At 46.4% G+C, this 16,112-nt stretch carries 18 protein-coding genes; 16 read left to right on the forward strand and 2 right to left on the reverse strand.

Going from position 1 to position 16,112, the window contains the following annotated elements; translation table 11 throughout:
- Positions 1-2: 2 nt before the first annotated feature.
- Positions 3-707, reverse strand: a complete 705-nt coding sequence (locus KQJ23_RS04290; protein WP_216477450.1) for a hypothetical protein — start codon at positions 705-707, stop codon at positions 3-5.
- Between the two features lie 242 nt (positions 708-949).
- Here KQJ23_RS04290 and KQJ23_RS04295 point away from each other — a divergent pair, with 242 nt between their 5' ends.
- The 7 genes from KQJ23_RS04295 to corA all read left to right on the forward strand — a co-directional run bounded on the left by KQJ23_RS04295 (position 950) and on the right by corA (position 7,231).
- Positions 950-1,126, forward strand: a complete 177-nt coding sequence (locus KQJ23_RS04295) for a hypothetical protein (RefSeq protein ID WP_216477451.1) — start codon at positions 950-952, stop codon at positions 1,124-1,126.
- A 131-nt stretch (positions 1,127-1,257) separates the two neighbouring features.
- On the forward strand, positions 1,258-2,085 hold the full coding sequence (locus KQJ23_RS04300; RefSeq protein WP_216477452.1) for an alpha/beta hydrolase family protein: 828 nt from the start codon (positions 1,258-1,260) through the stop codon (positions 2,083-2,085).
- Positions 2,086-2,208: 123 nt separating this feature from the next.
- Positions 2,209-3,000, forward strand: a complete 792-nt coding sequence (locus KQJ23_RS04305; RefSeq protein ID WP_216477453.1) for a DODA-type extradiol aromatic ring-opening family dioxygenase — start codon at positions 2,209-2,211, stop codon at positions 2,998-3,000.
- 177 nt (positions 3,001-3,177) lie between these two features.
- The gene (locus KQJ23_RS04310) at positions 3,178-4,272 is read left to right on the forward strand and encodes a DUF3048 domain-containing protein (protein ID WP_216477454.1); all 1,095 of its coding nucleotides are present in this window, start codon (positions 3,178-3,180) and stop codon (positions 4,270-4,272) included.
- Positions 4,273-4,463: 191 nt separating this feature from the next.
- Entirely contained in the window at positions 4,464-5,078 is a 615-nt protein-coding gene (locus KQJ23_RS04315) for a DUF47 domain-containing protein (protein ID WP_216477455.1), read from the forward strand.
- 82 nt (positions 5,079-5,160) lie between these two features.
- Positions 5,161-6,159 (forward strand): inorganic phosphate transporter, encoded by a 999-nt coding sequence (locus KQJ23_RS04320; protein ID WP_216477456.1) that lies wholly within the window; start codon positions 5,161-5,163, stop codon positions 6,157-6,159.
- A gap of 112 nt (positions 6,160-6,271) precedes the next feature.
- Entirely contained in the window at positions 6,272-7,231 is a 960-nt protein-coding gene (gene corA, locus KQJ23_RS04325) for a magnesium/cobalt transporter CorA (RefSeq protein ID WP_216477457.1), read from the forward strand.
- A gap of 20 nt (positions 7,232-7,251) precedes the next feature.
- Here the strand turns inward: corA and KQJ23_RS04330 are convergent, their stop codons facing one another.
- On the reverse strand, positions 7,252-7,803 hold the full coding sequence (locus tag KQJ23_RS04330) for a hypothetical protein (RefSeq protein ID WP_216477458.1): 552 nt from the start codon (positions 7,801-7,803) through the stop codon (positions 7,252-7,254).
- 256 nt (positions 7,804-8,059) lie between these two features.
- Between KQJ23_RS04330 and KQJ23_RS04335 the strand changes: the two genes are divergently transcribed.
- The 9 genes from KQJ23_RS04335 (at position 8,060) to KQJ23_RS04375 (ending at position 15,995) form a co-directional block, all read left to right on the forward strand.
- Positions 8,060-8,350, forward strand: a complete 291-nt coding sequence (locus KQJ23_RS04335) for a YerC/YecD family TrpR-related protein (protein WP_216477459.1) — start codon at positions 8,060-8,062, stop codon at positions 8,348-8,350.
- Positions 8,351-8,611: 261 nt separating this feature from the next.
- Positions 8,612-9,424: a sirohydrochlorin chelatase gene (locus KQJ23_RS04340; RefSeq protein ID WP_216477460.1), complete on the forward strand. Its 813-nt coding sequence runs from the start codon at positions 8,612-8,614 to the stop codon at positions 9,422-9,424.
- A gap of 106 nt (positions 9,425-9,530) precedes the next feature.
- Positions 9,531-10,412 (forward strand): diacylglycerol kinase, encoded by an 882-nt coding sequence (locus tag KQJ23_RS04345; protein ID WP_216477461.1) that lies wholly within the window; start codon positions 9,531-9,533, stop codon positions 10,410-10,412.
- Positions 10,413-10,631: 219 nt separating this feature from the next.
- Entirely contained in the window at positions 10,632-12,245 is a 1,614-nt protein-coding gene (gene rlmD / locus KQJ23_RS04350; RefSeq protein ID WP_216477462.1) for a 23S rRNA (uracil(1939)-C(5))-methyltransferase RlmD, read from the forward strand.
- A gap of 272 nt (positions 12,246-12,517) precedes the next feature.
- Positions 12,518-13,492 (forward strand): ABC-three component system protein, encoded by a 975-nt coding sequence (locus KQJ23_RS04355; protein ID WP_216477463.1) that lies wholly within the window; start codon positions 12,518-12,520, stop codon positions 13,490-13,492.
- Positions 13,476-13,703: an ABC-three component system middle component 6 gene (locus tag KQJ23_RS04360; RefSeq protein WP_216477464.1), complete on the forward strand. Its 228-nt coding sequence runs from the start codon at positions 13,476-13,478 to the stop codon at positions 13,701-13,703. Before KQJ23_RS04355 ends, KQJ23_RS04360 begins: the two co-directional genes overlap by 17 nt.
- Complete coding sequence (locus tag KQJ23_RS04365) at positions 13,694-15,415, forward strand: DUF2326 domain-containing protein (RefSeq protein ID WP_216477465.1); 1,722 nt, start codon at positions 13,694-13,696, stop codon at positions 15,413-15,415. Before KQJ23_RS04360 ends, KQJ23_RS04365 begins: the two co-directional genes overlap by 10 nt.
- Before the next feature lie 138 nt (positions 15,416-15,553).
- Positions 15,554-15,667: an AAA family ATPase gene (locus KQJ23_RS04370; RefSeq protein WP_283571151.1), complete on the forward strand. Its 114-nt coding sequence runs from the start codon at positions 15,554-15,556 to the stop codon at positions 15,665-15,667.
- A complete protein-coding gene (locus KQJ23_RS04375; protein ID WP_249529499.1) occupies positions 15,660-15,995 on the forward strand; it encodes a C40 family peptidase in 336 nt (111 codons plus the stop codon). The genes KQJ23_RS04370 and KQJ23_RS04375 overlap by 8 nt, the downstream gene beginning before the upstream one ends.
- The last annotated feature ends 117 nt before the right edge of the window (positions 15,996-16,112 follow it).

A 16,112-nucleotide genomic window follows, 5' to 3' on the forward strand; every position in this document is an offset into this window, starting at 1 on the left:
GCTTATTTGGAGCTGCGGAAGAGCCCGATTTGTCCGACGAGTCCAACGGCAAAAACGATCAGGCTCTCCAACGGGGTCACCGGGAAGACTGGAAGCATGCGATCCAGAATCAGACCTGCGGCGCTTACCAATACAACAAAGACAACATACATTCCCAATGACTTCAAACTAAGTTTTCTGCGGGAGGGGACGCCAGGCGTCTCCTCTTTGATATTTCGCGAGCCTGTTCCCAGAAAGCGGGTCATGAGCTCGATCGAAGCCACGGCAAGGGCGGCAATCAGCAGCAAAAGGGTCGAGCTGATTTCGTACCTAGGGACGGTTCCTTCAAGCCATAAGTTAAAATAGCCTCGAAACATATAGATAAAAAATACCCAGGTTATAGCTGACCAGGCGATCAATACATAATAATGCAGCTTGTCTTGGGTGGTGCGCGGTCTGCGCATCTTGATATCATCCGCCAACTGTTCGGCGAATGCGGCAGGCGGACCTTGCAGCAGCTGATCTACTGGTCGCCCTTGAGCTTCAAGCCGTACGATTTGTCTGGCAAGCTGGAGCAGCGCACGATCAGCACGAGCTTCAGTTAATCGGGTTGATTTATCGGTTGCTTTATAAAGAAGCTTGGAGACCTCTTGGAAATAGGCGCGGTGAGAATCATTCATTTGCAGCTTGATGGCCTGAAGCTCAGGCTTGTTGATTTTCTTGTTCAAGTCATGTTCGCTCCTTAATAGCTAAAAATGAAAACAGATACTATTGTCATCATACTTCACCTGAGGAAAAAGCTGCAAATCTCAATGAGACTCGTTAGGCGAGCAACAGCGATCGTAAGCACCCTTCACACGTTGCCCCCGATACGCAGACATCAGTCCTAATGTGACGTTTTCTTGAACAGGTATAAAAGGCTTATCCTCACGGCGAAACTACAGCAAATTGGTTCTGGAGGGAAGCCGTAATGGATTATGATGAATCGGAGTTGACTCGCCGCTGTTTATTGAATAGTCATTCTAGGGGAAGCCTGGAGGAAGTGGCTTCGGAGGATGATGTGCTTGTGATGAGTTATGACATGAATGAGTCTGAGATCAATGAGGCAGATATGACCAGCCATTATTTGAGGCAGGCCTACGAATAGCGAGTGGAATAAGATTGACACCGTTTCGATTCCAATGCTAATATAAGATTACATTAAATCTTATTAAACTTATCGGATTAATATTAATATGATTGATTCGATGATTTGTATAGGAATGGGGGCGGAAAAGGATGGAACGTCAAATTATTATTCCGTATGGACAGGAGTCGTTGGCTGCAAGCATACATTATCCGACAACAGCTAATCAGGAAGGGCGTTGTAAGGGGCGTTCCCCGCTAGTCGTGATCTGCCATGGCTTTGTCGGGAGCCGCATTGGGGTTGACCGGTTGTTCGTGAACACCGCCAGAGAGCTCGCCGCTAAAGGTTATTTGGCTGTCCGCTTCGATTATCTGGGCTGCGGGGAAAGCACCGGCAACTATGGAAATGAGGGTGTGGATTCCATGATTGCCCAGACACGCGCAGTGCTTGATTATGCGCTGGGGATCGGAGACATTGATCCTACCCGTGTGACCTTGCTGGGACATAGTCTTGGCGGGATGATCGCACTTCTGACTGCTGTCCGTGACCGCCGGGTGAAAAATCTGGTGCTATGGGCTGCGGTCGGCTATCCATTCGGAGATATTGTGAAATTAACCGGACGCCAGGTCTATGACCAGGCCATCGGGCAGGGAAGTGCGGATTATCTAGGCTATGAATTGACGCCTGTGTTCTTTAATTCCCTGGGCAACTTCCAGCCGCTTCAGGAAGCGCTGAAGTTCTCGGGCGATGTGCTTGTGATTCACGGAACCTCCGATGATGACATTCCGGCAGACTATGCGTTTCTGTACCAGAAGGTGTTCTGGATGCGGAGCGAGGGAAGCTGTGATAAGGAGATTATTTTTCAGGCCAATCATACTTTCTCATCCGGGGAATCGCGCAAACAGCTGTTACAGACGACCTTGTCCTGGCTGGGACGCCTTCAGACGACCCAAAGTGATTGGCAGCATTGGATGATTTAATCCGTTTCAAGAGCTGAAAGCAGACTGAAAATCTTCAATCTTTTTTCGCAAATGTGGTAAATCGCTTCCTTTCGGGATAAAATGGAAATATATCCTTTGGCGAATGCCCGGGAGGTTGATAGAATGACTCAGCCTGCTTTATTTATTGCCCATGGAGCTCCAACTTTGGCGATCGAGAACAACGCATACACGGCATTTTTACGCAGGCTCGGACAAGAGATCTTGTCCAGACCGAAAGCGATTGTCCTGTTCTCCGCACATTGGGATTCCCCGATTCAATTCGTGACCTCCGATCAGGTTCATGATACCATTCATGATTTCTACGGATTTCCGGATGAACTATATGAGATCAATTATCCTGCACCAGGAAGCTCTGAACTGACTGCAAAGATTGAAGCTCTGTTCAAGGACGGCAATCTGGCCTATAAGAGCATCGCGGGAAGAGGTCTTGATCATGGGGCATGGATCGTGCTTCGGGAAATGTTTCCTGCATGTGATGTCCCTGTTGTGGCTTTATCGGTGGATGCCAGACGTACTCCTGCGGAGCAGTATGCGATTGGCAAAATGCTTATGGCCCTTCGGGATGAAAATGTGCTGGTGATCGGCAGCGGAGGGTTGGTTCACAATCTGCGAATGCTGGAGCGCAGCGGCGATTCGCCCTCATCGTGGGCGGTCGACTTCGATAAATGGATTGAAGAGCAACTCGCAAATTGGGATCTGCGTCAGTTGTTTGAATATGATAAGCGCGCGCCCCATGCTCGTGAAGCGGTTCCATCATATGCTCCAGAGCACTTTGCACCCCTGCTCTATGCGATGGGCGCTTCCGACAATGACCGTAGTGCCAGCAAACTGCATCAGGAATATGAATTTGGCAATCTCAGCCTGAATTGCTGGATGTTCGGAAGCAAATCCTAGATTTTAATTCAGCCGTCATGACGTCAGGAGACTCTTGAGTCTCTTGGTTCATGGCGGTTTTTTGCGTTCAAATTCTTTTTGATGAACACACTCTATTAATTTTCAGCCAACTCTTGGTTTTCTCCGGGATACCCGAGAGCGTATAATAGAATTTACAAATAGTTAGACGGAGGAAATATGACTAAATTCAACCCTAAATTGAGTTTCTTCTCATTACTGCTCTCTGCTTGCCTAATTCTGCTGCCCGGATGCAATACGGCCAAGGAGGTTGCTGATCTGGACGAGCACTCGCCTCCTGTTACGGAGCAGGATACAACGACGCCTGATGAATCCGAGGCGCCAGCGGTTCCGCTTTACACGGCGCCGCTCACAGGCATGCCCATGGATGAACCGGTTACTCGCCGGCCATTGGCGATTATGGTCAATAACGCGCCGGCCGCCAGACCTCAATCCGGTCTGCTGGGGGCCGATATCGTCTATGAAGTGTTGGCGGAAGGCGGAGTTACCCGGTTAGTCTCTATCTTTCAAAGTCATGCGGATGGAGCCAAGATTGGCCCGATCCGTAGTATACGTCCATATATGATCGATCTTGGGGAGAGCTACCACGGTGTTCTTGTCCACGCCGGAGCGAGCAATGATGCTTACGCCATTCTTCAACGTCAGCATAAGGAGGATCTCGATGAGATCACGAATGCGGGTTCCTTCTTCTGGCGGGATAGTTCCCGCAAGGCACCTCATAATTTGTATTCCAATGTGGAGACCTTGCTGGAAGGAGCAAATAAGCGGGGCTATGCTTTAGAAGATATGGATGTCCCATCCTACACCTTCCGGGGTGCGGATGAGACTGTTGAAGGCGAAATAGCTCAAAAGCTAGAGATTAAGTTTCAACTAGAGAACTATAAGGTTCAATATCAATATGATGCTTCCACCGGATTATACGAGCGCTTTGTTAACGGGAGCCCTCATATCGATCTGGAGAGCAAAGAGACGTTGACCGCAGCGAATGTTGTCGTCATGGGTGCGAATCACAAGGTGCTGGACGATATCGGCAGATTATCGGTTGAGCTGGACCTGGGGGGAGAAGCCGTGCTGTTCCAGCAGGGAAAAATGATTCGGGGACAATGGATCCGGCGCGCCGATGATGTGATCCGCTTCGTGAAGGACAATATAGAGGTTCCTTTTGTCCCCGGAACGACCTATTTTAATATTGTCCCGAACAAGCCTGATTTTGACAGCCATTTGAAGGTGAATGAGGAAGTTACCAGTCTATAATTGTCTGAAATTGTATAAGCAAGGATAGTTTTGTATCTGATTGGGTAAATTTATGCTGTGAGTTTGAAATGTTTGCGACATTATTACCTACAATCTTATTTGTTGTGTTAAGATATTCAAGGTGTGTTAAGCCAGTGTTAAAAGTGTAATAGGAGTGTAAATTCGTATATTTAAAGAAAAGGGGAAACAAGATGCGTGTCAAGAAAAAGGACATCTTTTTTCAAACTTTAGAGAACATGGCAGACGCTATCGTGCATGCTGCGGATTATTTCGCCCAACAAGTAACGGAATTCAACAATGTGGACCAATTCGCCAAGAAAATGAAGGAATTTGAGTCCCAGTGCGACGGTTATACACATACGATCATCGTTGAATTGAACAAGACGTTCATCACACCGATCGAGCGAGACGATATCATGAATCTGACGACGACGTTGGACGATGTGATGGATGGTCTGGAGGCAACGACTTCCCGGTTCTTCATGTATCATCTGTCCGAGCCGGACGAGCATATCACTCATTTTGCAGAAATTTTGCGCAATTCGGCCTATGAGATTCAAAAAGCTATCCATCTGTTGTCCGAAAAGAAGCTGCTTGCGATCCGCGAGTATACGATTCGGCTTAATGATCTGGAGAATCAGGGCGATGATTTGCTGCGGATTTGCATCAATGAATTGTTTGCTAAAGTAACGGATCCAATTGTACTGATCAAGAAGAAAGAAATATATGAGCGCCTGGAGACGACGACAGATGCCTGCGAGCATGTTGCCAACATGCTTGAATCCATCATTATGCGTAATTCGTAATACCGAAGCTTTTGAATCGATCAACGGGAGGTTGGGAATTGCGCGGATTTAGACAGAGAGGACCCATCTGTGCAGACTAGTTATGGATATAAGTTTACTAATTATTCTGATCGTTATCATCCTTGCGCTGGGCTTCGACTTTATTAATGGTTTTCACGATACCGCCAACGCGATTGCGACATCGGTATCCACCCGGGCGCTAAAGCCGCGGACAGCGATTATGCTTGCTGCCTGCATGAACTTCCTTGGAGCTATCATGTTTACCGGTGTCGCCAAGACGATCGGCGGCAGTGTGGCCGATCCGGCGAAGCTCGATAACGGTCTCGAAATCTTGATTGCAACGTTGTTGTCGGCGATTATTTGGAACCTGATTACCTGGTGGCTTGGTATTCCATCGTCCTCTTCCCATGCACTGATCGGCTCGCTTGCCGGTGCGGTATATGTGGGTGCGGGACCGGACAAGCTCAACTGGAGCGGATTCATTACTATTATTGAAGGCCTGGTACTGTCTCCGATTATTGCATTTGCCGTTGGTTATATTATTATGATGCTTCTGAAATGGATTTTCGCCAGACGCAGCCCTCATACTGTGAATAAAGGCTTCCGCAGCATGCAAATCCTCACGGCGGCAATCCAAAGCTTCACCCATGGTACGAATGATGCCCAGAAAGCGATGGGGATTATCACCTTTGCACTGGTGACGGCTAAATTCCAGGATCATATGGAGGTGCCGCTGTGGGTTAAGCTCTCGGCAGCTACCGCAATGGCACTGGGGACTTCGGTCGGCGGCTGGAAGATCATCAAGACGATGGGGACGAAGATTTTCAAGATTGAACCCATTAACGGCTTTGCAGCCGACCTTACCGGAGCGACGGTTATTTTCGGAGCGACATTGCTTCACTTGCCGGTCAGCACTACGCATGCTATTACATCGGCAATTCTGGGTGTAGGCTCCGCGAAACGCTTCTCTGCCGTGAAATGGGGAGTAGCCGGACGGATCGTGGTTGCATGGGTAATCACCATTCCGATCGTAGCTGTACTAGCCGGTGTATTGTACAAATTGTTATTCGGTCTTATCTAAAGTTGAACTAAGAAGCTACGCAGAAAAGGCAATGTGTGAAGTGAATTCACTTCACACGTTACCCCAGCGTAAATCATTAGTTCAACTTTTTCTTATAGGGGGAATGCCGTTCATGATTCGAGTAATGGGAATTACGCATGATCATCGGGTCGATGCCGGAATTTCGTTGGAAGATATTCAGGACACCAAGTACCTGTGGAGCTGGATTGATTTCAGTGAGCCGACCGATGAAGAGGGCTGTCTGCTGGATACCGGTTTTCATTTTCACCCCTTGGCTATTGAGGATTGTCTTCATGTGCTTCAGCGTCCCAAGATCGACTATTACGAGGAATACGAATTTCTGGTGCTGCATGCGCTGGACCCGGATACCCTGGCAACGGCAGAGGTTAACCTGTTCATTGGCTCAAATTATATGGTCTCCTTCCATCACCGTCCGATCACCGAGATTGATGCGGTATGGGAGGGATTGCAGCACCGGACACAGGGCCGCAAGTCCTGGACGAGAGGACCGTTTGTGGCTGCTTATTTTGTTATTGATGCACTGGTGGATCAGTATTTTCCTTGTGTATATGCCGTTGAGGACGAACTGGACGAGCTGGAGAACCGGGGCAGCAAGGAGTCTGTGGAGTTGTTGATGAATCAGGTATTCGAGCTGCGAAGCAGGCTGTTAAAGCTGCGGCGGACGATTGTCCCCATGCGGGATATGATGTACCGAATCCTGAATTCGCAACATATTCAAGGGGAGAACGAGCCGCGGGCATACTTTGCCGATGTGTACGACCACTTGCTCAAGCTCTCGGAGATGATTGAGAGCGATCGGGAGATGACGGCGGATCTGCGCGATTCTTATATCTCTCTTAATTCGAACCGGATGAACGGGATTATGAAGACCTTGACGGTCATTACCACTGTATTTATGCCTTTGACCCTGATTGCGGGCATCTATGGGATGAACTTCATATACATGCCGGAGCTAGACTGGAAATACGGATACTTCGCTGTGCTGGGCGGGATGGCGGTGCTGACCGTCTGGATGATTCTCGCGTTTCTGAGGCGCGGCTGGTTCAAATAAAAGAGACGCCGCCGTTGGCATTAACGGCGGCGTTTGACGTTCTTCTTGCGGCTGCTTGAGCCCGATCCGCTTCTTTTTTTGGTTCGGCGACCGTTGCGTTTACGCCGGGAAGGCTTGTAGTAGGAAGTCTCCTCAGCAGCTGTCGCACCTGCTTGAAGCTTGGCGGCAGCTCCGGGAAGAAATGCGGTGAACATTTTGGCCATGGGGGCAAACTGCTGTACAGTCTGCATTACCTTCTGTACTTTGCCGACCGTTTCGAGAATGCCGTCAAGGCCGCCCATCCGGTCAATAATGCCTTTGATGTCCCCCAGGTTTCCTAGATTACCCAGATTACCTAAACTGCCTAACAGCCCTCCGCTCTTTGCCGCAGCATCGGCTGCTCCGCCTCCCAGCGGTGAGAGTGCGCCTCCCGCCTGCGGACTGTACGGTACTAATGCGGAGGATTCTGCTTTGAGCACCTCTTCTGCAGCACCTTCCAGGGGAGCGAGTCCCGGGTATTGACTATACGGGTACGCAGGCGGAACTGCGCTGCGGGTTGTGCGCTGCGGATGGGGTGATTGATAATGTGGCATGAATATCACGATCCTTTTCCTATAATTCTGAATCGTTGGCAAACAGCATGAGATTTCTTCACCTTCTTAGGCGATTGCTTACTATACTGTATGTGTCCAGGGGCGAATGCGTATAGACGAATGTCCCGATTTATTAGGCTTCTGCCGGATTTGGGCATTCTTTCTGTAATGCGTGAAACCGTTAATGCTTGAAAAGGGGGACTTGACTCAGGTACAATGGAGTTGTGTTTAAGTCATGGTAGGGGATGATTATCCAGTGCAGCTTAAGAAATTGAATGATAAAAGCATTGATCAATTATTCGAAGCAATTCTTACATTGAAAGACATCGAGGAATGTTATATCTTTTTTGATGATTTGTGCACGGTCAATGAAATTCAGTCGCTCTCCCAACGTCTGGAAGTGGCGCGAATGCTTGGCAAAGGGAATACCTATAACCAGATCGAAGCGGAGACCGGAGCCAGTACGGCTACGATATCCCGCGTGAAGCGTTGCCTGAATTATGGCAATGATGGTTATAAGATGACCTTGGACCGCTTGGGCAGATAATAGAGGTAGTTCAAAAAGTCAACTTTTGATCACGAAGTGTTTCAAGAGGTTGATTCGACACCGAATCTTGCGTTCACCCTCGAAGTCCGAGCGGATGCTTACGAGGCATGCTTCCTTGGGAAGCATTTCACTCATGTAGGTTTTGCCTACTCCGTCCCTTCTTCTTCGGGTTCTCGCAACCTTCTCGGTGCTGAAAAGCTGATTTTTGAACACTAGGGAGTCGGGCTCGCCTCAATGAACGGGAAGGATAGGAATGCAATCATGACGAACAAGAAGGGGCCTCTTGCATTGAACAAATCGGTTCAGCCAGGTGTGCTCATCATTAGCCATGGTTCTCCTGACCCGGAGTGGGCGGAGCTGGTCGACGGCACGGTTTCCGAGTTGATGGAATTACTCCCTGAAGGGATATCCGTGGAAGCTGTATTCCTGGATAACCATGAGGGCAGACTGATCCAGGACGGAATAGACCGACTGGAAGCGCAGGGGATTACGGAAATCATCGTTATCCCCTTGTTTGTGTCTTCTGGAAGTACGCATATAGATGAGATCACCTATGCTTTAGGCATAAAGAGCACGCCGGAGAAGGAGACCGATATGGAGCGCCTCCGTATTTCCGCACGCGTGTTTCTTGGCGTTCCTGTACACGATGATCCGTTGATCGCGGAGCTTGTCTGGGACAAGGTGAGAGGATTATCGAAGCAGCCGGAACGGGAGGCGCTTGTTCTCGTCGGCCATGGCAGCAGGCATGACGGGTTCAGGCAGCGATGGGAAGAAGGAATAGCTGCTTTGTCTGCCCGAATCGGCGAGATCAGCGGCCTGGCCGCTGCCGATTATGCGCTGCTGAATCCGGATAGTCTTCGGTCACAGGTCAGCCGGTATACCGAGGAGATGGGGGATGGAGTTATAGTAGCTCCTTTATTTTTAAGTGCGGGTTATTTTACGAAAAGGGTCATTCCCGACCGCCTTAAAGGCCTGCAATACCGGTATTCCGGGGAACCGCTGCTGCCGCATCCTCTGGTCGCCCGCTGGATGTATGCGCAAATATTGAATATAATGAGATCAGTGAATAACTAAATTGCGTCCAAACGGGTAATACCTTCTAATAGGGTTGCTTAGTACACCCTAGCAGTGAGTGGGAAGGTACTGAGGACGATAATGAATAACAGGTGGCGTTGATGAGATGAAAAAAGCTAGGCTGATCTATAATCCAACCTCCGGACGTGAAGAAATCCGGCGGTTGCTTCCTGACATCCTGGATCGGCTTGATAAGGCAGGGATTGAGACCTCCTGCCATGCGACAACAGGAGAAGGGGATGCGACACGCGCGGCAGCGGAGGCTTGTGAGCGCGGCTACGATATCATTATCGCTTCGGGAGGAGACGGAACGCTGAATGAAGTCATTAACGGAATGGCGGGACAGAGCCATCTGCCTCCGCTAGGCATTTTCCCGCTTGGGACGACGAACGATTTTGCAAGGGCGATGAAGATTCCGAAGCGCTGGGAGGATTACTGTGATCTGATTATTCAGAATCAGACCCGGCCGATTGATATCGGAAAAGTGAACGGAAGGCATTTTATTAATATTGCCGGAGGCGGCTCCTTGACGGAACTGACGTATGAGGTGCCCAGCCGGCTGAAGACGATGATCGGACAGCTTGCTTATTATGTAAAGGGCGTCGAGAAGATGGTCAATTTGAGCCCGATGCATTTGGTCATTGAAGCAGCCGGACATGATACGATTGAGGGCGAGTTCATGATGTTCCTGATCGCAAACAGCAACTCTGTCGGCGGATTCGAGAAGCTGGCGCCTGGAGCGGAGATTGATGACGGGATGCTGGATGTGATCGCGGTAAGAAAATGCAATCTGGCTGAGTTCATTCGCCTGGTGACGATGGCGCTGAGAGGAGATCATTTCAATGATCCGCATGTTGTCTATCTTAAGACGCCAAGGATGGAAGTGATCTCGCCGAATCATGTGCTGCTTAATCTCGATGGTGAGCTCGGCGGCGAGCTGCCCGGCGTGTTCGAGATTTTGCCGCAGCATTTGCGGATTTTTGCGTAGATGGGGCAGGAAAGTGATTATGTGCCTTTTGTGTTCTGCGCTTTGTGCTTTAAGGTGAAGAGATGCTATAATTTGCTCATGAGTCCCCGCCAGAGATCGGCGGGGTTTTGTGCGGATGAGGCTATTTTGAGGGAACACTCCTGACTCCCCCATCACGTCAGACACTGATTTTAAGATTGAACCTAATACAGGAATATGTTCTGGAAATGAGGCAATGAGATGAAGCGACAGCAGAGGAATCAAGGACAGCAAGGGCGAGGCAGGAAGGGACAAGCTGATGAACGGCTGGAAGGTGTTCCGGTAGCCAAGAATGATGTAGTCACACTGGAGATGGTCGGCATGAATCATGATGGAGAAGGCGTGGGCCGTGTTGAGGGCTATACCTTGTTCGTTCAGGCGGCGCTGCCCGGTGAGGTGATTCAGGCCAAGGTGCTGAAGACCAAGAAGCAGTATGGCTATGCGAAGCTGCTAAAGATCGTGGAACCAAGTCCCGAGCGCGTACCTGCTCCTTGTGCGATTTATGACCAGTGCGGCGGCTGTCAGCTTCAACATCTCAGCTATGAAGGACAGCTGGCTTGGAAAAGGCAGCACGTCGTCGATGCGCTGGAGCGGATCGGCAAGCTGCGTATCGCGGGGGAGCAGAAGGATAGTTACTTGAGGGCTGCGACGACGGATGGAGAACGTGTGGCGACCGAGGTGTACGCAGCAGGAAAGGCGACCGGAAGTTCTCGGGATGGCTCCGATCATTCCCGATTCAATTCGGGAGATTTACTGGGAGCAACAGCAGACAGTTTTAGTGAGGGTATCCGAGTGCTGCCGACGCTCGGGATGGATGAGCCATGGCGCTATCGGAACAAGGGCCAGGTACCGATTGGGGCGGCGGATGGCGGACTTGTGGGCGGATTCTATGCCCGGGGAAGTCATCGGATCGTGGATATGGAGACTTGTCTGATCCAGCATGAGGATAATGACGCCGCTGTCGCCGTGGTGAAGCAGCTCGGCAGTGAACTGGGCATTTCCGCTTATAACGAAGAGACGGGGCGCGGACTGCTGCGCCATGTAGTGGTGAAGAAAGCTTTTCGTACGGGAGAAATGATGCTGGTTCTCGTAACCAATGGACGGGATATCCCGCATCTGGATGCCTGGATTGGCAGTATTCGTGAGCGTCTTCCGGATGTGGTTAGCATTTGCCAAAATATGAATACCAAACGGACTAATGTGATCTTCGGAGACGAGACGCTTGTCCTATGGGGAAGAGATGTGATCTATGATTACATTGGAGATGTGCAGTTTGCCATCTCGGCCCGCTCCTTCTATCAGGTGAATCCTGTGCAGACGGAGGCTCTTTATCGAAAGACAGTGGAGTATGCCGGGTTGACGGGCAAGGAGACGGTGATCGACGCTTACTGCGGGATCGGTACGATCTCGCTGTTCCTGGCGCAGCATGCGGAGCAGGTGTACGGCGTCGAGATCGTCAAGGAAGCAATCGAGGATGCCCGGGTCAATGCGGAGTTGAACGGGATGAAGCATGTGACGTTTGAAGTTGGAGCTTCTGAGGATGTAATTCCAAGGTGGAAATCGGAGGGGATTGAGGCCGACGTCATCGTCGTCGACCCGCCGCGCAAGGGCTGCGACCCACGCCTGCTGGACACCATTCTCGAGATGAAGCCTGAGCGGGTTGTGTATGTGAGTTGCAACCCGGCCACCTTGGCACGGGATTTGCGGGTGCTGGAGGATGGGGGATACACTACCGTCGAGGTGACTCCGGTGGATATGTTTCCGCATACGGTGCATGTGGAGGTAGTAATAGGAATGCAACGCAAAGATACCTAGAAATCCTTTGTTTTCAGCACTTTGCGCCGTTTACGACTTTTACGAGGGATGGCTCCGATTTCAAAAATAAGGTTCTAAAAGAAACAATTGAGGTTTCGGTCGTGCTGGACCTTGGTTTTGAGGTCGAGTGTGTAGACATGTAGTAAAGTGTGTGGAGCGTCTTTAATTAGACGCTTTTTTTATGGCTTCAATGGGAGAGGAATTTCCAATGATTTGTCGAATAGTCAATGAACGTGGTTTAAATCCTTTTTGAATAGGGGTATGATTGGCTAATGAATCGAAGTAAATACTTCAATTATATAGAAGAAAAGCTGGAGGTTTTGGCAAGACGAATTGAAAAACGAGGAAAGATCAATTTATTGGATTTGAATATATATTCAGAGACGTTTTTTGCTGAATTAATGAATTTATTGTTTGGATTTACGTTGGTTAATATGAATATACTTAAGCAGAATGTTGAAGGTATTGATTTGGTGGATGTAGACCACAAAGTTGTCGCTCAAGTATCTTCAACATGTACAAAGCAAAAAATTGAAGGCTCATTAAATAAGGACATATTCCGTAGGTATTCCGGTTACCGTTTCATTTTTGTTTCAATTGCTAAGGATGCAACCAAACTTCGTGATATGAGTTTTATTAATCCACATAATGCTGCTTTTTCTCCCTCGGATGATATTGTGGATATAAACACATTATTAAATGTTATACTGAGCATGGAAATTGATAAACAGCGTGAGGTATTTGAGTTTGTAAAAAAGGAACTTGGAAATGATGTTGATTTACTTAAAGTTGATACGAATCTTGCGACCATCATAAACATACTCGCAAATGAAAATCTTGCTAACTGTATTGAATCACCAGAGATTAATTCCTTTGAGATTGATAAGAAAATAACCTTCAATGATTTATCGGACGTCAAAGACACAATTGATGATTACAAGATATTTTACCAAAAGTTAGATGAAAAATATGCTGAGTTTGATAGGGAAGGCTCTAATAAAAGCTTTTCCGTTTTTCAAATTATCAAAAAGCAGTATACGATGCATCAACATGAAAAAGCTAACTCTAAAGAACTTTTCTACAGTATAATTGATAACATAACCAAGATAATTGTCGAGAGCAAAAATTATATTGAAATTCCGTATGAAGAATTGGAACTCTGCGTCTGTATTTTAGTCGTAGATGCTTTCATACGATGCAAAATTTTTAAGAATCCGGAGGGATATAGCCATGTTATTGCCGGATAATATACATCCACAGCTTAGCATTTACTATAATGGATCTTTAGTTTTGAAAGAACTTAAACAACATGCCAAACAACAAGTATTTGATCTGTATCAAAGGATTAAGAGCCAATATAACATGTCTTTTCCCACTTTCATGCTTTGTTTAGATTGGCTTTATCTAATTGATTTTGCAAAGATAGACGAAGATGGATGGGTGGAATTATGTTCATAAAAACACTGAAAATAACGAGTCGCACAGGGACAATAAGGGAACTGACTTTTAAATCCGGTTTGAACCTAATCATTGACGAAACACCATCCAATGATGATAAATCTACTGGGAATAATGTAGGGAAAACAACAGTATTAAAGCTAATTGACTTTTGTTTAGGGTCTAACGCTTCAATAATATATTCTGATACAGAGAATAAAAAGGAAGTCTATGAGTTGGTTAAAGATTTTCTTGTAACCGAGGAAGTACTGATTACTCTCATTCTTGTTGAGGATTTATCAGATGAGGCGTCAGATGAAGTAGTAATTGAGCGTAATTTTTTGTCAAGAAAAAAGAATATAAGGAAAATTAATGGAAAGTCAATACTAGATAAGGATTTTGAAGATGAGTTACAGAGGCTTCTTTTTCCCAACCATAAGGCTGAGAAACCCACATTCAGACAGATCATCTCTCACAATATTAGATACAAGGATGAGAATATAAGTAATACGCTTAAGACTTTGGACAAGTATACCTCTGATGTGGAATATGAGACTTTATATTTGTTCTTATTAGGTTGTGACTTTGATGAAGGGGCAGAAAAGCAAGCATTAGTGGCAAAAATAAAACAAGAAGAAGCCTTCAAGGAAAGACTGGAAAAAAAGCAAACCAAAACAGCTTATGAAATTGCTTTAGAAATGATTGAAACAGAAATAGCTCAATTAAATGAGAAAAAATCAAATTTTAATTTAAACGAAAATTTTGAAAATCAGTTAGATCAACTTAACTTCGTAAAATTTCAAATAAATAAAAGCAGTTCAAACATAAGTAAAATGAAAATTAGAAAGAACCTCATAGAAGACGCCAAAAGAGAGATTGAAAATAGCAAGGCTAATATTGACTTGAAGCAATTGGAAGTACTGTATGCTGAGGCTAACGCAAATATTTCTAACTTACAAAAGACCTTTGAAGAATTAGTAGCATACCACAACAATATGGTTGTAGAAAAAATTAAGTTTATTACTGCTGATTTACCTTCTTTAACTGGAAAAATTGAGACTGAAGAAAAGAACTTAAATACATTGTTATCTCAGGAGAAAGAGTTGGCAATGACTATATCTAAAGGTGATTCCTTTGAGGAGTTAGAGAAGGTTATCACTGAGTTAAATGATAAGTATCGAATTAAGGGTGAATATGAGAGTATTATCTCGCAGTTAGATGAAGTAGAGAAAAATATTAGTGATATTGATGCTCAAATTAAAGTCATTGATGATGTTTTATTTTCAGGAAGTTTTGAAGAAAAGTTAAAAGGCCAAATTCATAAGTTTAATAAACATTTTTCTGAGATTTCTTTTGAATTGTATGGTGAGAAATATGCATTGAAGTATGATAAAGTTATTCATAAAAAGAGCCAGCAGCAAATATATAAATTCAGCGCATTCAATGCTAATTTAAGCTCAGGCAAAAAACAAGGTGAAATTTTATGTTTTGATCTTGCGGCTATATTATTTGCTGATGAGGAAAAAATACCGAGTTTGCACTTCCTTTTAAATGACAAAAAAGAATTAATGCATGATAATCAACTGATTAAAGTAGCAGATTATGTAGATAAAGAAAATATTCAATTAGTGGTTTCTATTCTGAAGGATAAGTTGCCCGTAAGCTTACTTGATAAGGCTCATATTGTTGTGGAATTATCTCAAGAAAGTAAACTATTTAAAATAGAAGAGTAATTATTTTGAAATCCAATTTGATATGACCAAGAGAGTATCCTTCGCCGGGTGCTCTTTTTTTATATAGATATCTTTTAAAAGCCGATTGCCCTGAAATTCAGCGCAGTCGGCTTTTTTACATTGAAGGGAGGAACTGCGATGACAAAGGTAATCGCCCTGGCAAATCAAAAGGGCGGTTTAGGCAAAACGACAATGGCTGTCAACTTGGGAATCGGCTTGGTAAAGGACCAGCTTGTAGTCCAGCTTGCCTGAGCCCAAGGCTGGGACGGGGCGCTACACAGATTGTAGCTACCTGATACAGTGGGTGTATAAGCAGTTAAATATTCAGTTGCCACGCACCGCGGCAGAACAGGCACGCTATATAGTAGACCATAATCTTGCAATCCAATATGAGCATTTAGCTCCCGGAGATTTGGTGTTTTGGAGCTATGAACGTAATGGTCGTTTTATGGATATTACGCATGTCGGCATTTATGCAGGTAATGGGCAGGTCGTCGATGCTTCCTCCAGTCGCGGACAGGTGGTTTATCGGAATTTGTTTGATGGGGACAGGCAGGTGATGTATGGGAGGGTGACTTAAGCCGCCCTTTTGAGGATACTAATTTGTATTTAAAAACAATATTGTACAGTATGATTGTCTGATTGGAAGCATGAAAAATGGAGGGATCCTCCAATTTATGTCGAATTCTAGTCTGTA

The organism is Paenibacillus brevis (assembly GCF_018919145.1).
Taxonomy (GTDB): Bacteria; Bacillota; Bacilli; order Paenibacillales; family Paenibacillaceae; genus Fontibacillus; species Fontibacillus brevis.